The sequence below is a fragment of the Rahnella sp. PAMC25559 genome, from assembly GCF_050632365.1.
Classification (GTDB): Bacteria; Pseudomonadota; Gammaproteobacteria; order Enterobacterales; family Enterobacteriaceae; genus Rahnella; species Rahnella rivi.
On the sequence record NZ_CP192544.1, the window covers coordinates 210,128 to 230,280 of the forward strand.

Annotated in this window: 17 protein-coding genes; 12 read left to right on the plus strand and 5 right to left on the minus strand. The window is 56.3% G+C overall.

The window, feature by feature from the left end; translation table 11 throughout:
* The first annotated feature begins 15 nt into the window (after positions 1 to 15).
* The 8 genes from tssA (at position 16) to ACQZQY_RS23445 (ending at position 11,472) form a co-directional block, all read left to right on the plus strand.
* Positions 16 to 1,089: a type VI secretion system protein TssA gene (gene tssA / locus ACQZQY_RS23410; RefSeq protein WP_431297336.1), complete on the plus strand. Its 1,074-nt coding sequence runs from the start codon at positions 16 to 18 to the stop codon at positions 1,087 to 1,089.
* Entirely contained in the window at positions 1,086 to 1,733 is a 648-nt protein-coding gene (gene tssJ, locus ACQZQY_RS23415) for a type VI secretion system lipoprotein TssJ (RefSeq protein ID WP_421671111.1), read from the plus strand. The genes tssA and tssJ overlap by 4 nt, the downstream gene beginning before the upstream one ends.
* A 1-nt stretch (position 1,734) precedes the next feature.
* Complete coding sequence (gene tssK, locus ACQZQY_RS23420) at positions 1,735 to 3,114, plus strand: type VI secretion system baseplate subunit TssK (RefSeq protein WP_431297337.1); 1,380 nt, start codon at positions 1,735 to 1,737, stop codon at positions 3,112 to 3,114.
* On the plus strand, positions 3,111 to 3,728 hold the full coding sequence (locus ACQZQY_RS23425; RefSeq protein ID WP_122096609.1) for a DotU family type IV/VI secretion system protein: 618 nt from the start codon (positions 3,111 to 3,113) through the stop codon (positions 3,726 to 3,728). Before tssK ends, ACQZQY_RS23425 begins: the two co-directional genes overlap by 4 nt.
* Before the next feature lie 6 nt (positions 3,729 to 3,734).
* Positions 3,735 to 7,166, plus strand: coding sequence for a type VI secretion protein IcmF/TssM N-terminal domain-containing protein (locus ACQZQY_RS23430; protein WP_431297338.1), 3,432 nt, complete (start codon positions 3,735 to 3,737; stop codon positions 7,164 to 7,166).
* A 19-nt stretch (positions 7,167 to 7,185) separates the two neighbouring features.
* Positions 7,186 to 9,720: a type VI secretion system ATPase TssH gene (tssH, locus tag ACQZQY_RS23435; protein ID WP_431297339.1), complete on the plus strand. Its 2,535-nt coding sequence runs from the start codon at positions 7,186 to 7,188 to the stop codon at positions 9,718 to 9,720.
* Positions 9,707 to 10,822, plus strand: coding sequence for a VasL domain-containing protein (locus tag ACQZQY_RS23440; protein WP_431297340.1), 1,116 nt, complete (start codon positions 9,707 to 9,709; stop codon positions 10,820 to 10,822). The genes tssH and ACQZQY_RS23440 overlap by 14 nt, the downstream gene beginning before the upstream one ends.
* 137 nt (positions 10,823 to 10,959) lie before the next feature.
* Entirely contained in the window at positions 10,960 to 11,472 is a 513-nt protein-coding gene (locus ACQZQY_RS23445; RefSeq protein ID WP_431297341.1) for a hypothetical protein, read from the plus strand.
* 75 nt (positions 11,473 to 11,547) lie between these two features.
* Here the strand turns inward: ACQZQY_RS23445 and ACQZQY_RS23450 are convergent, their stop codons facing one another.
* The 3 genes from ACQZQY_RS23450 to ACQZQY_RS23460 all read right to left on the minus strand — a co-directional run bounded on the left by ACQZQY_RS23450 (position 11,548) and on the right by ACQZQY_RS23460 (position 14,920).
* Positions 11,548 to 12,285, minus strand: coding sequence for a hypothetical protein (locus ACQZQY_RS23450; protein WP_156361969.1), 738 nt, complete (start codon positions 12,283 to 12,285; stop codon positions 11,548 to 11,550).
* Between the two features lie 352 nt (positions 12,286 to 12,637).
* Positions 12,638 to 13,666, minus strand: a complete 1,029-nt coding sequence (locus ACQZQY_RS23455) for an alpha/beta hydrolase (RefSeq protein ID WP_056772600.1) — start codon at positions 13,664 to 13,666, stop codon at positions 12,638 to 12,640.
* Positions 13,667 to 13,732: 66 nt separating this feature from the next.
* Positions 13,733 to 14,920, minus strand: coding sequence for an MFS transporter (locus ACQZQY_RS23460; protein WP_431297342.1), 1,188 nt, complete (start codon positions 14,918 to 14,920; stop codon positions 13,733 to 13,735).
* 238 nt (positions 14,921 to 15,158) lie between these two features.
* Here ACQZQY_RS23460 and ACQZQY_RS23465 point away from each other — a divergent pair, with 238 nt between their 5' ends.
* Positions 15,159 to 16,046: a LysR family transcriptional regulator gene (locus ACQZQY_RS23465; RefSeq protein WP_056772602.1), complete on the plus strand. Its 888-nt coding sequence runs from the start codon at positions 15,159 to 15,161 to the stop codon at positions 16,044 to 16,046.
* 8 nt (positions 16,047 to 16,054) lie between these two features.
* On the opposite strand, the gene ACQZQY_RS23470 is transcribed toward ACQZQY_RS23465, so the two are convergent.
* On the minus strand, positions 16,055 to 16,957 hold the full coding sequence (locus ACQZQY_RS23470; protein ID WP_431297343.1) for an AraC family transcriptional regulator N-terminal domain-containing protein: 903 nt from the start codon (positions 16,955 to 16,957) through the stop codon (positions 16,055 to 16,057).
* Positions 16,958 to 17,089: 132 nt separating this feature from the next.
* On the opposite strand from ACQZQY_RS23470, the gene ACQZQY_RS23475 reads away from it, so the two are divergent.
* The gene (locus ACQZQY_RS23475; RefSeq protein WP_431297344.1) at positions 17,090 to 17,833 is read left to right on the plus strand and encodes an SDR family NAD(P)-dependent oxidoreductase; all 744 of its coding nucleotides are present in this window, start codon (positions 17,090 to 17,092) and stop codon (positions 17,831 to 17,833) included.
* A gap of 17 nt (positions 17,834 to 17,850) precedes the next feature.
* Positions 17,851 to 18,255 carry a VOC family protein gene (locus ACQZQY_RS23480; protein WP_056772611.1) on the plus strand — a complete coding sequence of 135 codons (405 nt, stop codon included), beginning with the start codon at positions 17,851 to 17,853 and terminating at the stop codon, positions 18,253 to 18,255.
* Between the two features lie 23 nt (positions 18,256 to 18,278).
* Here ACQZQY_RS23480 and ACQZQY_RS23485 read toward each other — a convergent pair whose 3' ends face one another.
* A complete protein-coding gene (locus ACQZQY_RS23485) occupies positions 18,279 to 19,193 on the minus strand; it encodes a LysR substrate-binding domain-containing protein (protein ID WP_431297345.1) in 915 nt (304 codons plus the stop codon).
* 94 nt (positions 19,194 to 19,287) lie between these two features.
* Here ACQZQY_RS23485 and ACQZQY_RS23490 point away from each other — a divergent pair, with 94 nt between their 5' ends.
* Entirely contained in the window at positions 19,288 to 20,148 is an 861-nt protein-coding gene (locus ACQZQY_RS23490) for an aldo/keto reductase family oxidoreductase (protein ID WP_431297346.1), read from the plus strand.
* Positions 20,149 to 20,153: the final 5 nt, after the last annotated feature.

Here is a 20,153-nt window from a genome sequence, read left to right on the forward strand (position 1 = left end):
ATTGGATAAAAAAGCATGTCAGCCATTCAGCCAGAAGTAGCCGCTCTTCTGATGCCCGTCAGCCCGGAAAATCCGGCAGGCATCAACCTGGAGTATGAACAAATTTATGATGATATCCGCAAAGCGCGGGAGAGCGACCCGGACTACCTTCCGCAGGATGAATGGACGATTGCTGAACCGCGCCGGGCAGACTGGCACAAAGTGCGCACATTGTGCGTCACGGCACTGACGCAGCAGAGTAAAGATCTGCAGGTCAGTTGCTGGTTTGCCGAGGCGTTGACCCATCTGCAAGGCATTGAAGGCACGGAAACGGGCTTTCAGTTTCTCAGCGAATTCATCACCCACTTTTGGTTTCAGTGCTGGCCTGCGCTGGACGATGACGGCGCCACATTCCGCTATGGCAAGCTCAGCCGGCTTGATCGCGATATCAGCCAGGCGCTGTATGTCCGCCCGTTGCTCAGGCAGCCTGAGTCGGCGCTGGCGCACTGGCAGAAGGTGCTGGCGTTCGAGCACAAAATTTGCACCTGGCCGGATTCCCGTGACGACCTGATTGCCAAAGAAGGCGATCTGACCATGGAGAGTTTCGACAGTCTCGCGGCGACGTTTTCCTCGATTGAAATCAGTCAGCAGGATGAGATTCTGCAACGGTTGCAGCTCCAGCTCGACCGGCTGGAATCCTGCTATTTCTCGCTGAGCCAGGAAGAACCGCACGCGCTGTTTGCTCAGACACGCCAGACGCTGAACGATCTGGCTGATTTCCTGCAACGCCTGGCACAGCGCGCCATTCCGCTGGCCAGCAACACCCTGAGCCTTAACTACGCGACACAACCCGAGGAAGAAGTGGCACCGGGTGAGGCGTTTATCGCGCCCGTCAGCCGCCAGACGCTGTCCAGAGACGTTGCCATCAGCCAGATGTTGTCTATCGCTCACTTCTTTCGCCAGACCGAACCTTCAAGCCCGGTGCCTTTTCTGATGGAACGTGCGGCGCGCTGGGCCAACATGACGCTCACCGAATGGCTGGAAGAGATGCTCACCGACAGCGGCAGCCTGCGGGAAATCAACAACGTGTTAAAAGGACAGCAAGAGTGAAAGCCTTAAGGACGACGTTATTACTCCTGACTCTCGGGCTGATGCTTTCGGGTTGCTCCGGCGATCAGACGAAAAGCGTCTCTGCGGAGCAGCAGGCGGCAAATCAGGTCACCGCGCCGTTTGCTCAGGGCGGGATAACCCTCAGTATTAACGCTGAACCCGGCCTGAATGCCTGGAACGAGATCGCCAACAGCTGCACGGTGTTGGTCATTCAGGCGCAAAAAGCCAGCTCGCTCAATAAGATCCTCTCGAATCCGGCCCAGCTAAAAAGCCTGTTTAACGGTGCCGGCGCCGAGGATGACATTCTGAAGGTTGACCGCTACGCCGCCATGCCCGGCCAGAAAACCACCCTGCACATTGATCGCAGCGAGAACACCCGCCAGGTCGCGATTGTCGCCGGCTACTATCCGTTCCCGAAAAAGCAGCACATGGCGATGGTCAGCATTCCGGTCACCCTGACCAGCACCGGCTGGTGGACTAAAAAGTGGACGGCAGAATTATCGCCGCTGGTCCTCGACGTCACGCTGGGCAGCCAGAGCATCACGCAGCTGATAAAGAATGCCTCACCGCAAGACCTGCAGCCGCAAACGGAACCTCAGGCCATCAAAACGCCGGACGACGCAGCCGCGAAGGGAGAGAAATAGAATGTATCCTGAACAACAGCAAATTTACTGGTACTCCGGGCTGTATCTGCAACCGCAGCATTTCCAGTCGGTGGATTTACATCACAGCTACATGCTGGCACAACAGCGCCAGCTGACGCAGCCGTGGAACGTCGGCGTGATCCAGTGCGATATCAATCCGGAAACGCTGGTGGATTTTTCACTGAAAATCGACCACCTGCGTCTGATCCTGCCCTCCGGCTACTATCTGGAATATCCCGGTAACTGCCTGATTGAACCACGTCAGTTTCGTGATGCCTGGAAGCAGCGCGAGAAACCCTTCACGCTGTGGCTGGCCTTGCGCCGCTTCGACCCCGGTCATCCGAACGTCAGCACAGGCACCAGCAGCCGCTGGATCAACCAAAGCGGCGATGGCGTGATGAAGGACGTCTATCACGACGGCCCTGAAAGTGCCGTGCCGCGAATCGCGTATAACGTGCGCATTCTGAGCGAGGAAGAGAAAGAAACCGCCGTCGACTGCGAATGTTTACCACTGCTGCAACTGCGCTATGACAACGACCGCGTCATGCTCGATCCGCGTTTCAGCCCGCCCGCAGTCACGCTGGCAGGCTCACCGGCGCTCAAAAATCTGCTGGAAGGGATACGCGCCGAACTCAGCAGTCGCGCCCATAAACTCGAAGAATACAAACGCCCGGAGCACCTGAGTGACATCGGCAAAAGCGCCGGTGACATCACACAGCTTCTGGCGATGCGCTCGTTAAACCGCGCGCTGCCGCTGCTCGAACATTATTGCCGCGCACCGGCCCTGCATCCGTGGCACATCTACGGACTGCTGATCCAGCTGGTGGGGGAGATATCCTCCTTCAACGACATGTGCTCGTTTAATGGCGAATGGCATGATGGCGGCGCAGCCCTGCTGCCGTACGATCACTACCGTTTAATTGACTGTTTTAACAGTGTCAAAAAAACGCTGATCACCCTGCTCAACGGGCTGGCGCTGGAAGACAACACTTACATCACGCTCAAACCTGATGACCAGAAGATTTACCGCGGCGAGTTGCTGACAGCCAAAGCGCCGGCGGGCAGCAAAGTCCTGTTGCTGCTGCGTTCGGAAAAACTCGAATCCTGGCACGTTCAGTTCACCGGCGGCGGCGAGTTCAAAATCGCCAGCCAGGACGCCATCAGCGCGCTCATTCAGCACGTGTTACCCGGCATTTCCTCGCAATGGGAAAACCCGTCACCGCGCGGCGTCCCCAACCGCAAAGACTCCTATTACTTCGTGCTGAACCAACATGAAAACGCCTGGAAACATGTTGAACAGCAGAAAAGTATCGCTTTCTACTGGGCCGATGCGCCCGAAGATTTACAGGTACAACTGGTGTTCATGGTGCCATCACAATGAAACTGATCGACTGCTATTTACCGGTGTTTAAACTGGCCGCCCGCTTTGCCCATCAGCCCGAGCTTTTCGAGGATTACGGCACATTCCACGCGCTTTGCATCACCCGGCTCGAACAGGCGGTGCAGGAAGCAGAGCATCACGACATTTCAGATTTTGAACGGGATCAGGCGTTCTTCGCTGTGGTTGTCTGGCTGGATGAAACCGTGCTGTGTTCCACCCTGCCCTTCGCGCAGAACTGGCGCAGCGATCTGCTCCAACGCCGATATTTCCAGACCGCCATCGGCGGCGAGATGTTCTTTGCCCGGCTGAGCCATCTGAAAGAAGAGCATTTGCAGGCGCGACAGGTGTTTCTGTTCTGCCTGCAACACGGTTTTCACGGCAAATACAGCACCGGGCAGGAGCAACCGGCGCTGTCGGCGTTGATTGACAGCCAGCGGAGCCTGTGTCTGCCGCAGGAATGGCAGACATGGCCGAATGACGCAGAGATAACGCCGGTGATCCTGCGCAAACGCTCGCTCGCGTCGTCCTCAAAGAGCCGCATCATCCTTGCCGTGCTGGGTATCGCGTTGATTCACGCCACCCTGGTACTTCTTCAGACCCTTTATTTTTCATAAGAACGTATGCTGAAAAAATTATTCGTTTTCGCCGGATGGCTGCTGCTGTTGTGCCTGGTGTTTCTGTTTTGCTGCACCGTCGGGCTGTGGCTGGAATGGAGTACGGGCACCATTTTACTGGTCTGGCTGGGTGTGCTGGTGGCCGGTGTGCTGCTGTGGGGCGCACTCCTCTGGTTCACCTTGCTGATCAAAGAGAAGAGAGTTAACCGTTTCTTCCAGAAGTTTCGCCTTTCCCGCCGGGAATACGTGCTGTTTGAGCACTGGAAATCCGGTGCGGCGGTGGTGAAACGCATTCAGCGCAAACGCCCGCCGATCCCCTGGTATCTGCTGCTGGGCGACCGCTGTGGCAAAACCTCTTTACTGGCGGGTTCCGGTCTGCCGATGTTTTCAAACGACGCGGGGGATAACACCGTTGTCCCGACCTATACCCTGCGCTGGTGGTTTTTCCGCAACGTCTGTTTCCTCGATCTTTCCGGGAATTTCCTGACCGGCGCGCCTGCGTTCCAGCGCGCATGGGGAAAACTGGTTGGCTGGATGGCGAAAGTCCCCGCTCCGGCAGGCGTGATGATTGGCCTGTCCGTGACCGATCTGATGAATGACGATATCAGCACGCTGCACGATAAAGCCCGCAAAATCCGCGCGCAAATCGAGCCGCTGATGCGCAAACTGAAACGTCAGTTGCCGCTCTACATCACCATCACCCAGTGCGACAAATTCCCGGCGTTCAGCCTGTGGACGCAACATCTTTCCGCCGAACAGCAACAACAGGTGCTGGGGTATTACTGGCAGACGCCACCGGACATCGACGGCAAAGATGCTTCCACCCTGCTGCCGCTGGTTACCGCACTGAAAAACGGTTTCGATCTCGCCCGCCTCAGCATGGCCGGTACGCCGGTTGCGCCCGACGTGCGTGCGGCGCTGCTTGATTTCCCGGAAGCGTTTATCGGGCTGCAAAATCCGTTGCTGGTTTTCCTGGCATCACTGTGTGAGCCCAACGCCTACTTCACCAATACCTCCCTTGGCGGCGTGTGGTTTACGGCCAGCGAGCAGCAGGATAAAAACAAAAGTCGCCGTACCTCCTACTTTGTCCACGATTTGCTGATGCATTATCTGCCTGCGTTCAGCAGCACCCGCGACGTGCTCTGGCAGCACAATAAAAGAGTCCGCCTGATGGCCGGGCGTCTGTTGCTGCTCGGTTGTGTCATCGCTCTCGGCTACAGCGCGGTGAAAAGCGCCGGATTAATGCAGCGCAACTACGCCACGCTTTCCTCGGCGTCGCTGGCAGAATTACTGGTCAAAAACGAAAGCCGCCACAACGCACCGCTGGTTTACCTGCCGTTTTCCACCGTACTCAATTACCAGCACCGGCTGATTGAACAGCGTCTGATGACCACGCTGCCGCCACAGGTTCTCAGCAGCACGCAGATGATTTCAGGGTATCAGCAGGCGTTTATGGATGCTTCTGCACAGGCTCAGCGCCAGATGGTGCTTGATCTGGCGCACACCATCATCACCCGGCAGGACATGCGTGACAACGTCACTCTCGACGCGCTCAGCCGTCAACCGGCGATCCCTGATGCCCTGCGGCTCAACGCGCCAGATCCGGCGGCGAGCGAACACGCACGGCTGGCGCAGGAGCGCTGGGTGATGCAACAGCCGATGAGCGCAGAGCATCTGGCAGCGCTGCACCGCCTGTTATCCACCCTGATCAATTACGATCAGTCGCTGGCATGGCTGGTGGCGCCGGCTGATTCACTGCCAGCGTTTCAGACCCGGGAGTTCTGGCCGCAAACGCAGGATGAGGAGACGCTGTCAGGCATCTGGACACGTCAGGGTGAAGCGCAACTGACCGAATGGGTGGCGTTGATCAATCAGGCGGGTGGCCGCACAGAGGAACCGCTGCTCCGGCATTTCATGCAGACGTTAACGGTCCAGCGCCAGAATGCGTGGCGTGACCTGCTGCTTTCCGTGACCCCGTGGCTTCAAAACAGTGAGCCGCGTTCGCTGACGCAGAGCCAGCTGATTGCGCTGAGCCAGGGGCAGAGCCCGGGGATTAAATTCGCGCAACGCATCGCCTTTGAACTCGACAACATTCCGGACAGCCATGCCCAGGTGTGGCTGAGTGAGCTGCGCCGGTTACAAAAACTTCCGTCGCAGGCGGCGGTACACCCGACCCTGCAAAAAGTACAACGGGCCGATGCGAAACTGCGCGTCGGGCTGACGAAATGGTTACAAGGCGGATCTTCCGCCACGTCCGCCACGTCAGCGGTACCGCAAACCGCAGTGTGGCTGAAATGGCAGTCCGCGCTGACCGCCGCCACCGGTGAAGCACTGAATCAGGCGGCACTCAGCCCGGTACTGACACAAGGGCTGTTCGCGACCCAGACTGATGCAAAAACTGTTAACCCGCTGGTCACCCTTTTCGCCAGTTTTGACCAGCTGCACAAAGCGATGCAAACGCACAGCGATGAAGCGGGCGTTGAAGCGGTCTGGACGCTGTATAAAAGCGATGCCAGTGCGCTGCTCTCCCACGCGCTGGCCCGTTCCGCCTGCTGGCTCAATGAACAGTGGCACAGCAAAATCATGTGGCCGATGAGTAAAAATGCCATCGGGCAGGATTACGCCTCCCAGCAAAGCCTGACCTGGCAGTATCTTGCCGACTTCGTGCGCGGGCCCGCCAAAGGGCTGCTGATCGTCAGCGATGAAGGGCCGCAGCCGGGTCAGTTCCGCGGTCAGACACTGCCGCTGAACGAAGAGTTTGTGCGGATCGCCCGCTATATGCTCAATCCTGAAGACGTGCTCGATGTTCCACAGCGCAAGAACACGCAGAACGCCGATCAGCTTTCCGTGCTGGACGACCAATTGCAGCAACTGACGCAGCAGAAAAAAGTGCTGGAGCAAAAACCTTACAGCCTCGCCATCGTCAGCGGCCCGGCAACCGTGCCGGAAGGCGCGCGCCTGATCCCAACCGGTGTCCGTCTTACGCTGGAATGCACGAACGGCAGCAAAGTGCTCGACAGCATGAACTTCGCCGAACAGGCCCAGTTCATCTGGTCTCCCGGCCAGTGCCAGACCGTCAACGTTGACGTGAAATTCCCCGCGTTCACCGCGTCTTATCGTTATACCGGAGACAGCGCGTGGCCTGATTTTCTCGAGAATTTCGCCCGTGGCGAAGCACTGCTTGATGCCCGGGATTTTGATGACAACGCAGATTCTCTGACCGCGCTGAACATCAAACATGTGCTGGTGCGCTTTAAACTGGCGGATCAGGCCATTTTGCAAAATGCCTGGGCGGGCTGGGCAAATGTTGCTGAGCAAGTGGACGCTCTCAACGAACAAAAACGGGCGCTGGAACAGCAGCAGCAAAACCAGACCCCCTCGGCAGCACTGCGCGGGCGCATGTCCGAGCTTCCGGAAAACGCGGCTGACTGCCGGTAATTGAATAAAAGGGATATTTATGAGCAGCTATTTAAAACGCATCGTTGACAAACTCACCCCGGAAAGCCGCAGCTGTCTGGATGCCGCCGTCAGTCAGGCGATTTCGCGCACCCACCATGAAGTGGACGTTGAGCATCTTTTGCTGGCGGTGATTGTCCAGCACAGCGATCTGATGGAAAGCCTGAATTTAGGCGCAGGTCTGGCGGCGGATGCCTTGCTGAGCGCCACCCAGCAGGCGCTGAACACCTTTCGCAGCGGCAACAGCCGCGCGCCGGTCTTTTCGACCGGGCTGGTTCAGTGGCTGGAAAAAGCCTGGCTGCACGCCAGCGCCAGCTGGGGACACACGCAGCTCGCCCCGGCCGCCCTGCTGGCCTGTCTGCTGGAAGAGAACACCGCACCGTCGTTAACCAGCGGCGTACGTAAGGCGCTGAACTGCCAGCGGGATGCGGCGGAACAGCTGCTGCTTGACGCGTGTAACACCCGCGAAAATGCAGCGTCTCCGGCCACGCAGAGCAGCAACAGCGCACTCGGCAAATTTACCCGCAATCTGAGCGCTCAGGCCCGTAAGGGTGAACTGGATCCGGTGCTGGGGCGCGAAGCAGAAATACGTCAGATGATCGACATCCTGCTGCGTCGCCGTCAGAACAACCCTATTCTCACCGGCGAACCCGGTGTGGGGAAAACCGCGCTGGTAGAAGGTCTGGCGCTGCGTATCGCCGCTGGCAATGTGCCGGAGGTGCTCAGACAGATGGACGTGCTGACGCTGGATCTCGGTCTGTTACAGGCCGGTGCCAGCGTGAAGGGTGAATTTGAAAACCGTTTACAGGCGCTGATGAAAGAGATCGCCAGCGCGCCTCAGCCGGTCATTTTGTTTATCGACGAAGCCCATACGCTGATTGGCGCGGGCGGTCAGGCCGGACAAAACGACGCGGCAAACCTGCTGAAACCGGCGCTGGCGCGTGGTGAACTGCGCGTGGTGGCGGCGACAACGTGGGCGGAATACAAAAAGTATTTTGAGAAAGATGCCGCACTGACCCGCCGTTTCCAGCTGGTGCAGGTAGCTGAACCGGGTATCGACAGCGCCACCGCCATGCTGCGTGCCATTGCACCGGCCATGTCTCGTCACCACGGCGTGCAGATCCTCGAAAGTGCGATCCATGCCGCCGTTAATCTCTCGAGCCGCTATATCGCCGGGCGACAACTGCCGGACAAATCCGTCAGCCTGCTGGATACCGCCTGCGCCCGCGTGGCGGTGTCACAATCGCATCATCCGAAAGAGATCGAAGACATCAACGCCCTGCTCAGCAATCTGCACACCGAGCGCGAGGCCTTACAAAAGGAAGGGCAGCACGATCAGCGGCTGGCGACGCTGGCGCTGCGGGAAACTGAGCTGCTGGCCGATCTCGCCCACCTCCGGCCGCTGTGGGAACAGCAAAAGAGTCTGGTGCAGCAACTGCAACAAAGTCGTGATGAGAGCGCTATCGCCGCCTTGCGCAGGGAGCTGGCTGAGCTGCATGAGGCTCATGCGCTGGTGTTTGAATGCGTTGATGCCACCTGCATCGCCGATGTGGTTTCCGGCTGGACCGGTGTGCCACTTGGCCGCATGGTAGAAAAACAACAGCAACAGTTGGGTGAATTACTTCACCGCCTGGAGCAGCGGGTTATCGGCCAGCGCCACGCGCTCTCCACCATCGCCACCCAAGTGCGCATCAGCCGCGCCAATCTGAACGATCCGCTGAAACCGACCGGGGTGTATATGCTGGCAGGTTCATCGGGCATCGGTAAAACCGAAACGGCGCTGGTGCTGGCAGATTTACTGTACGGCGGTGAGCAAAGTCTGGTGACCATTAACATGTCGGAATATCAGGAAGCGCACAGCGTGTCCGGCCTGAAAGGATCGCCGCCGGGTTATGTCGGTTACGGTCAGGGTGGCGTGCTGACCGAAGCGGTGAAACGCAATCCGTACAGCGTCGTGCTGCTCGATGAAGTGGAAAAGGCGCACCCGGACGTCATGGAGCTGTTTTATCAGGTATTCGATAAAGGGATGATTGAAGACGCGGAAGGTCAGTTAATCAACTTCCGTAACACGCTGATTATCATGACATCCAATCTGGCCAGTGCGAAAATCACCGCCGCCTGCGCTGAAGGGGAAACGTCGCCGGAAGCCCTGTGTACGCTGATCCGCCCGGAGTTCGAGCACGTGTTCCGTCCGGCATTGATGGGGCGCGTCACGCTGATCCCTTACCTGCCGCTGCAACCGAAAACGCTGGCGCAAATCATCCGGCTGAAGCTGGATCGCATCTGCCAGCGCTATCACGCCGCCAGCAACGGCGAGGTGCAACTGAGTTACAGCGAGAGCGTGGTGAGCTGGGTGGCAGAACTCTGTCAGGTGATGCAGAGCGGTGCCCGTGATATCGATCAGGCGCTGAACCGGCACATTCTGCCGTTGCTGACCGACACCCTGTTGCAGGATGAGAAACCCGTCCGGGGCGGCCTGAAGATTGGCGTCAGCAAGGATAAACTCGTGACATGGAGGGCTCATGACAAAAGTTAATTACAGCGTGACGCCGGGCGACGTGAAAATCAGCTGCCACGATCCCCGGCATCATCACGAATTTTTACTGCTCAGTAACAGCGTGAACGGCTGGAAAGGCCACGTGCACGACCGGTCATGGTGGCTCACGCAGGAAAACCAGTGCCTGGAGATTTTTCAGCGCCACGGCTACGACCTGCAAAGCGGCGTCTGGTTTTGTCTGATCAGCTGCCAGCGCCACGGCTGGGCGGGTATGGCCAATGCCACACTGCTGCTGGCGGAAGGGTTTGGCAAGAAGCAGCGCCAGTGCTGGCCGCCGGTGGCCGCAACCGATCTGCGTCAGCAAATTATCGAATGGTATTCCACCCATGCGGCGACCAGCCTGTACGGTTTGCCGCTAAACAGCGCAGAAGTCGATACCCTCCAGCAACTTGAAGGGGCGGTGTCGATGATGCTGGAACATGCGCTGGCCCTGCAATCGCGCAGTCAGGCCCCTCTGCGCAATCTGCTCGACTATCTGCAATCGAGCCGACAAACGCTGCAAAAGCGCGCCCTGATGGCGAAGCCTGCCGTGCCCGACGTCGCGCCTGCGCCGGTAACGCCTCCCGCAATCGTGCCGGTGGTCAAACCGGCACCCTTGCCTGCGCCACGCCCATGGAAAGCCTGGCTTTGCGGCGGCGGCGTGGGCATTGCGGTCACGGTATGCGTGATGAGTACCCTGAACTGGCTGGCGCAACCCTCAGCGGCGATCCGCCTGAATGCGCTCTGGCCTGGGAATGCATTCTCGGCCCGCTGGCAAAATCATCACACCGAACTGAGTGCCACGTTGCCGGACATCAACAGCTGGGCGCTGGTGAACAACCAGCTAAACAGTGTCGAGCTGCGTTTGCTGGAAGCTGAACAAAAGCGCAAACCCTATATGACGATTTCTGAGCTGAAAACCGCGATTTATCAGATGCGCCAGACACTCCAGCAGGGTGGCGAACCGGTGCAGGCGCAGCTGGATGACCTGCAACGTAAGCTCGACAAACAGCAACCCGTCAGCAACGCCGAGATTAAACAAATTGCTGAACATCTCGAGGCGTTAAACAGCCGGTTGATACTTTTAACGAATAAACAGTAGCCGCCCAGAAAAAATCACAACGTTTTGGAATCAATATGCCTGACCATTAACCCGGCGGGCATAGCCGTTTCCAAATTAAAGGAAATATCGAAAAATACATTCACCTGATGATATTCATTGAATAAGGGATATATTAAATGAAAAGATCGTTCCATCCTTATACCCGCCCGTCGGCGCTGCCTGTGAAATCAAAATTCATTACTGAACAGGTTAAAACCTTTCTGGAACCGCCTTACTTTCTTTCTGAAAACAGCAATAAGGGAAATGTTTATTTCCATTATACTAATGAAGCCGGTATGCAGGGTATCAGACGCGATAACGCCATTAACGCCAGTAATAAAAATGAACACGGCCAGCCCGCAGGTTTATGCCGGATCTATCTGACTGATATTGCGCCGGAATTGATGAGGCAGAACAGTGCCCGTTATGCCCCGCTTATTTTCGGAAACGCCCCGTATCAGTCGTGGCAAAATAAACTTCGTTATTGTTATGTTCTGAATCTTTCCGGGCTAAGCCCCGAAAAAGGGGACGGAGAACATATCTGTTATCTAAAAGATATCCCCTTCCTGCCGATACATTACAGACTCAATGGTCAGCTGATTAACAGAGTCATCGCCCGTAAAAATGTCGCCACAGGATTGGTTATCTGACCGCGTGACGAATGTAAAATGAAGCGTGTGCGGAGAGGTTTTCACTCCGCACGTTGAAAGTGCGTTTAAACGAGGTTAGTCATGCTTGCCCACAGTATAGATTTCGACAACCCTGTCCTTTGCATTAACTAAAAAGCTTACCCGGCCAGAATCTGTTAGCTTTGCTCTCCAGAGTTTATAGCCGATCTTCTGATGAGTCAGTTTGACGTCCCAACGTTTTTGTTCGAATTCACGGTCCAGCGGGCTCACATTATACTTTGTGATCAAATCGATAAACTCTTGATATTTATCAAATAATCTCTTCTCATTTTCAAAGAAAACCAAATGCGTTTCATCTATTGTCCAACGTTTCTGCTCTGGGATCTGGGTAAGTGAATTGAGAGAAGATTTACTGTTCTTTTTAGAAGTCTTTGATTCCGCACCCACTCCAGAAATATCAGGCGATGAACGCCATTTGCTCTTTTTACTTTCCACTTCAACATGTCTGAATGTCGAGGCTGAAACGGTCCGCTCACCGAATTCTGGGAAAAAACCGGGCAGCCGTGGGAACATGTCGACAATATTTTGAGGCGCGGGTTGAGCATTCTGCACCCTGGCTTTATTAAGATTTTGATTCGCTTTCTTTTGAGATTGCTTTCTCCGATTTCTGATTTCCATTTCTGAAATATGAGCTTTATCACGTTTAGAGATCCCCCTGCGTGAGATGGCACAATCCTCGTCATCAGAGGAGGGGTAATACTCCTCTTTGGGTGCAACCCAAATCGAATAACAATAGTCTAATATACTTTCACAGATACTTTTTTGCCCAGGCATAGCGATATAATCCATTATTGAAAAGTGAATAAAAATCGTCCGGCCATAAATTTTTAAGCCTGACTAATCAGTTCCCACATTACTCTTAATTCATTCTTATTTGAATGACATAGCTGAAATTACCCCATATTTCCTCTGCCACTGATCTGTACGTTATGTTTTTGTAAATGACCGTGAAATAATAGGACTTAGTTTACTCTTAAATATTAAAAAATCATTTATCAATCATGATTAACTTGTCAAAATAATTATTATAAATAATTCATTAAGATTTTATATTATTTGAAAATATAAATACCTGATGCGATGACTTACGTCGCATCAGGCGCAGTGATGAAGAAATAGTTAAGTTTTATTTCAGGTTTTGTTTAAAGAATGACGTCAGTTTTGCAAAAGGGATCAGATCGGTGCGGTCGTAGAGGTCAACATGACCCGCACCGGGTACGATAACTAACTCTTTCGGCTGACCGGCAAGTTTGTAGGCATCTTCACTGAATTCCCTGGAGTGCGCGTTTTCGCCGGTGATAAACAGCATTGGCCGCGGTGAAATCGTTTCGATATCGTTGAACGGATAAAAGTTCATAAACTTGACGTTGCTGGTCAGCGTCGGGTGCGTCGTCAGCGCCGGGGAAGATCCTTTGGGTGTGAATTCCCCGCGCGGCGTGCGGTAAAAATCGTAGAACTCTTTCGCCACCGGCGGCGTGTCCGCATCGATTTTATGCACTGTACCGCTGGTATAGCGTATTTCGCCGCCGGTGAATTCGCTGTAACGCTGCTGCGCCGCCTGTTCAATAATGTCCTTACGCTGCGCCAGCGTGAGTGAATGATTGAGTGCGTGACGGTTCACCGCCCCCATGTCATACATGCTGACGGTAGCAATGGCCCGCATGCGCGGATCAATTTTCGCCGCGCTGATCACAAAGCTGCCGCTGCCGCAGATACCCAGCGCGCCAATCCGGTTTCTGTCGATATCCGGGCGCGTACCGAGGTAATCCACTGCGGCGCTGAAATCTTCAGCGTAAATATCTGGTGCGACGGCGTTACGCGGTTTCCCTTCACTTTCGCCCCAGAAAGAGAGATCGATAGCCAGCGTCACAAAACCTTGTTCAGCCAGTTTCTGTGCATAGAGATTGGAACTTTGTTCTTTCACCGCCCCCATCGGATGCCCCACCACAATGGCCGGATACCTGGCATTCTTATCCCTGTCTTTTGGCATAAACAGATTTCCGGTGACCTCCATCTGATACTGATTTTTAAACGTCACCTTTTGCTGCGTCACTTTGTCGCTTTTGTAAAAGTTATCTGCGCCGCCAGACATATCGGCGCCGGTGGCGGCAAACGAGCTGATTAACAGCCCGACCAACATAGAAAAAATTTTCATCGAAATATCCTCAACAGGAGTGGTATGGGTTGGGCATCCGTTCGCCCGGTAAAAGTGAATATGTCGTCAGTGTTGTGTGCGTGATGTAACAAATGTCAGACAGGCCGCCAGAGTCAGCAGAACGCCGCTGATGGCGAAGGTGGTTTGCCAGCCCGCAGAGTCAAAAGCCAGCCCTCCGGCGGTTGAGCCCAGCGCGATGGAAAGTTGCACCACCGCGACCATCAGCCCGCCGCCCGCTTCGGCGTTGTCGGGAAAGGTACGCGCTACCCATGACCACCACCCGACCGGTGCCGCCGTCGCCACCAGCCCCCAAAGGCCCAGCAGCGGCGCGACAATCCAGAGCCGGTGCCCCGTCAGCATCAGCATCACGGCAATGGCCGTCATCATCAGCGGGATCGCCATCAGCGTCAGATAAAAGCCTTTGCGCAGAAAAACGCCGATGATCAGGGTGCCCATAAAACCGGCCATGCCGATGGTCAGCAAAATCAATGACAACGTGGAAACGTCAACCCCGGTCACCGTTTCAAGAAACGGGCGCAGGTAGGTAAAGAGCGCGAATTGCCCCATAAAGAAAAGCCCGCACGCCGCCATCCCGGTGGCAACCTGTGGTTTTCTGAGCAGGCGTAACACATTTCCGGCCTTTTTTTCCTTCGCCGCCGTTTTCATGGAAGGCAGGCTGAAGCACTGCCAGATAAAGACCACCAGCGCGACCGGCACCAGACAAAAGAATGCGCCGCGCCAGCCCATCACCGACCCCAGATAACTGCCGAGCGGGGCGGCGATCACCATCGCCAGCGCGTTGCCGCCGTTGAATATCGCCAGGGCGCGGGGCACCTGATCCCGTGGCACCAGCCGGATAGCCAGCGCCGCCGACATCGACCAGAAGCCGCCGATGACGACGCCAATCAGTGCGCGCCCAACCATGTAAGTCAGGTAATCAGGGGCCAGGGCTATCACCACGCCGGAAACAGCCATCAGGGTCGTCAGCCCTAAAAGCAGAATTTTTCGGTCAATATTTCCGGCCAGTGTTGAGATAGACAAACTGGTCAGCACCGCCAGCGCACCGGAGATGGCGATCCCCTGCCCGGCCAGCCCCTCGCTGATACCCAGATCGCGGGAAACCGGTGACAGCAGGCTGACGGGCATAAACTCCGACGCCACCAGCGCAAATACGCACAGGGTAATCGCCCATACCCCGTTCCAGTGCGCGGCCCGATGTTGGTCAGGCAGCGCGTTTTCAACGGCAGATGTCACATTTCCTTCCTTTTTCAACGCTAAATGATGAATTTTTGGCAAGCCCCGCCCGGTCTTTATTCACGGGAATAAAAACTGAAATAACATAAAGTTAAAGGGATAACGCCGGGAAAGTATTTCCTGTTTTGCGGACGTTATTGCTTGCCGGAAATTCTACAGGGCGGGTATATTCTTACTAGGTAATGAATCCTTAATGGGCTTATAAGCCCTGCTTATTAATAGAAGGACGGAAGCTGTGATGAAACGTAATTTCAATGATCTGATCGCTTTTATCACGGTCGCCCGTGAAGGGAGTTTTACCCGCGCTGCCGCGCTGCTCGGGGTCACGCAACCGGCGCTGAGCCAGACCATTACCGCTCTGGAAAATCAAATGGACATTCGCCTGCTCACGCGCACGACCAGAAATGTGTCGCCGACGGCGGCGGGAGAGAGGTTATTGCTGGCGATTGGCTCACACTTTGACGAGATTGAAGCCGGGCTGGATATGCTGACCGAGATGCGTGATAAACCGGCCGGCACCGTACGTATCACCTGCGGCCCGCACGTGCTTAAAACCCTGCTGATGCCAAAACTGTCGCCGTTATTACGCGAATACCCCGACATCCGGCTGGAATTTGATGCCAACCACGGCTTTCGTAATATCGTCGCCGATAAGTTTGATGCCGGTGTGCGCCTGGGTGACACCATCGATAAAGACATGATCGCGATGCCCGTCAGCCCCGCCTTACGCATGGCGGCGGTGGCCTCCCCGGCGTATTTTGCTAAACATCCGCTGCCGCAGACGCCGCATGACCTGCTGCAACACAACTGCATGAATATGCGCCAGACCACGTCCGGCGGGCTTTATGTCTGGGAGTTTGATAACGAAGAGGGGCCGGTCAACGTGCGGGTGAACGGGCAACTGACCTTTAATACTTCCGCCCCTATGGTGGATGCGGCGCTGGCCGGTCTGGGCATTGCATTTTTACCGGAAGAAGAGTTTGCGCCGCACATCGAAGAAGGCCGACTGCTGCGGGTGCTCGATGCCTGGTGCCTGCCGTTTCCCGGCTACTACCTCTATTACCCCAGCAGAAAACAGCATTCACCGGCATTTTCGCTGGTGATGGCGGCGCTGAAACTCGACTGAGGGGCGCGTCACTGGCTCTCGCGCACCTTGATCACCTTACGCAGTTGCGCCACATCTTTCAGCGGAGGCAGCCCGAAAATGCGCGCATAGTCGCGGTTAAACTGCGGCACACTCCGGTAGCCCACTTCCTGAGCGACATAAGTGACGCTCTGCTGACGGCCTAAAAGCAGCGTTCGGGCATGGAGCAGCCGGACACGTTTCTGATACTGCAACGGGCTCATGGCCGTTACCGCCTTGAAGTGCCGGTGAAACGCCGAAACGCTCATCGCCTCGCGCCCGGCCAGGGTTTCAACCACAAACTCTTCGGCAAAATGGTGCCTCAGCCACTGGATAGCATTGCTGATCCTCGCCAGCATCGTACCCGGCGAGGCAATATCTCTGAGCATCCAGCCGTGGGGGCCTTTGAGAACATGATAAAGAATTTCACGCTCGTAGCCCGGCGCGAGAGCGGGAATGTCATCAGGCGTTTTCATCAGACGCAGCATTCTCACCCAGGCATCAAGCAACTCCGGCGTGACTGACGCCACCGAGAACCCGCCTTCCGGCCTGCCCCTCATCTGCGAATGCGGTAAATCATCCAGCAAGGTGGCAACGCGCTGGGGATCGATGGTCAGGCTCACGGCCAGATAAGGTTCGCCGGTCAATGCCGGGTGAACTGCGCCCACCGCCGGCAAATCCACAGACATGACAAAGTAAGAGGCGGGGTCGTAATTAAAGACCTTCTCCCCCACCGTCATGGTTTTACTTCCTCTGAGGATCAGGTTGATCATCGGCTCATAGACTGCGGCCAGCGCCGCCGCCGGGACTTTCCCCTGCACCATGGCAACGCGCGGGATCCCGGTTTCTGTTCGCCAGTTCCCGGCATGAGCGGCCAGTCCGCGCAGTTCATCAAGTTGGGATTGCAAATCCATATCCTGCCTCAGCGGTAAAGGGGTGCGGGGAGCTTAAAGCAGAAACAGGCAAGAATCGAGCAGGAACGCAGAAGCCTCAGCCGGTGCCTTTCTTTAGTCTTACTGCACACCCACACAACGAGAGTCAACATCATGAAAGTCATTCTTATCACAGGCGGAAGCACCGGCATCGGGGCAAGTACAGCAATTGAGTGCGCAGCAAAAGGAATGGGCGTGATACTGACCTGGCATCGTCACCCGGAAGCGGCTGACGAGGTGGTCAGGCAAATCGACGCCGCCGGAGGCAAAGCCGTGGCAATGCAGCTTGATGTTTCCCGTACACAGACGTTTGCTGCCTTTCGTATACAACTTGTGGCAGTGCTGGAAGATGTCTGGCAACGCCGTGATTTTGATGTGCTGATCAACAACGCCGGTTTCGGCCTGTTTAACCCGATTGAAACCGTGACTGAAAATGAGTTCGACAGCCTGTTTAACGTCCATCTGAAAGGCCCGTTCTTCCTGACGCAAACACTGCTGTCGTTGCTCACTGATGGCGGCCACATTGTCAATGTGACCAGCGCCACCACACGCGTTACAACGTCCGGCGTTGCGCCTTATGCCGCCTTCAAAGGCGGGCTTGAGGTACTGACGCGTTATATGGCGAAAGAGTTTGGCCCGCGTCGCATTCGCGCAAATTCGGTTTCGCCCGGCGCAATCCGGACCGGGCTGGGCGGTGGCCTCAACGATGAGCTGGAAACATTGCTGGCGTCACAAACCGCACTGGGCCGCGTCGGCGAACCGGACGATGTAGGAAAGGCGATCGCAGGGTTGATTTCGGATGACAGCCGCTGGATCAATGCGCAGTCCATTGAAGTCGCCGGTGGCTACCACATTTAATGACGGACGGAGATTCTATGCTCGATCACATTTTTGTTTCAGTGCGTGATGTTGACCGTTCGGTCAGGTTTTACACCGCTGCGCTGGCGCCGCTTGGCATCACCTCGCGGGTCGATTACGACGGCAAAGACGGGCCGCCTGGGCACCCTGATCTCACCGGTTTTGGCGCACATGGCCGGATATTTTTCTGGCTGCGCCAGGCAAAAGCCACCGGCGATGCCTCGCATATCGGTTTTGTCGCCAGCAGTAAGGCCATGGTGGATGAGGCGTACGCCGCCGCAATCAACGCCGGGGCGAAGGATAACGGCGCGCCGGGCGCACGTCTTTATTACGATCCGCGCTATTACGCCGCCGGTGTGGTCGATCCTGACGGCTATACCCTGGAATTTGTCTACAAAAGCTGGCAGCACGACCTGCCCTGAAGGCACGCACCGCTGACGTGGGGTCAGCGGTGACAACGGAGGTTCTCCTCCTGCACAAAATCGATAAATGCCCGCAACGGCGCAGGGATCAGACGGCGATCGTTGTAGTAAAGATAGGGCCCGGAAAACGACAGCCACCACGGCTGTAAGATGGGTTCCAGCTCACCGCTGGCAAAGGCGGGTTGCAGCCAGTCTTCAAACAGATAGAGAATGCCGCCGCCCGCTTTCGCGGTATCCACCGCCAGATCCACCGCGCCGCCGACGCTGACCACCAGCGGGCCGCTGACCTGTACGCTGAGATTTTCACCCTCCCGCTCAAACTCCCAGGCAGTCATGATGCCGCTGGCATAACGGCCACGCAGGCAGGCGTGCTGCATCAGATCACGCGGGTGTGCGGGTCTGCCATGACGATCGAGATAATCCGCAGACGCAGCAGCGGCAAAACGCTGACGGCGCGGGCCGATGGGGATCGCCACCACGTCCTGTTCGAGACATTCATCGTAGCGGATACCCGCATCGCAACCGTCGCGAAACACATCCTGCACATTGCTTTCGGCGATGATCTCCAGCTGGATATCCGGATAACGTTGTAAAAACGCCGGCACCAGCGCCGGAAGAATCAGGCGCGTGGCGCTGACCGGCACGTTCAGCCGCAGCGTGCCGCCCGGCGTGTTGCGATAACGATTGATGGCGTCCAGCGCGGCATCGACCTCATTCATGGCCGGTAACAGGCGTTCCATCAGCGCCCGGCCTGCTTCGGTCAGCACGACGGTGCGCGTGGTGCGATGAAACAGGCGGATGCCGAGTTGCTGTTCCGCACGGCGCACGGCATCACTCAGCCGCGAGGCATTGCTGCCGGTGACCCGCGCCGCTTCCCGAAATCCCCCGGCTTTCGCCACTTCCACCACGGCGTGCAGCAGAGCGATGTCCATTGGCATTGTGCGTAACCTCGTACAGTTTGTCCTGATTTCACCGGATAGTTGCACAGCCAGTTGCCCGATACAATGAATGAACACACACAGGAGAACCCCCATGTCACAACCCTCAATGACTTATCGCCTCGGCGACCGTGAAGTTGGACGCTTAGGTTACGGCGCAATGCAACTGGCAGGCCCCGGTGTTTTTGGTCCGGTGAAAGATGAAGCGCGGGCGATTCAGGTGTTGAAAGACGCGGTTGCATCGGGCGTCAATCACATCGACACCAGCGACTTTTACGGCCCGCATGAAACCAACCGGCTGATCAAAAAGGCTTTGCATCCTTATCCCGATGATCTGTGCATCGTCACCAAAGTCGGCGCGCGGCGCGATGAAAAGGGGGGCTGGTTACCCGCGTTTTCGGCACCGGAGCTGACCCGCGCGGTGGAAGATAATCTGCGCAATCTGGGGCTGGAGACAATGGACGTCGTTAACCTGCGCAGTATGCTCGACGTGTATAAGCCCGCAGAAGGTTCGCTGGAACCACAGCTGGAAGCGCTGATGGCGTTAAAAGAGCGGGGGCTGATCCGCCACATCGGGCTGAGCAATGTGACTGCCAGACAGGTGGCCGATGCCCGCAAGCTCACGCCGATCGCCTGCGTGCAGAACATGTACAATCTCGCCAACCGCAACGACGACGCGCTGGTGGATGAGCTGGCTGAACTAGGGATCGCCTGGGTGCCGTTCTTCCCGCTGGGGGGGTTCTCGCCTTTGCAGTCAACACAGCTTAATGAGGTGGCCGCAGAATTACAGGCCACGCCGATGCAGGTGGCGCTGGCATGGCTGCTCAGGCGTTCTCCTAATATCTTGCTGATCCCCGGCACCTCATCATCGCAGCATTTGCAGGAAAACCTGGCCAGCGCGCGGCTGACCTTGTCGGATGAAGTGATGGCGAAACTCAACGAGATGAGCCGTTAACCCTG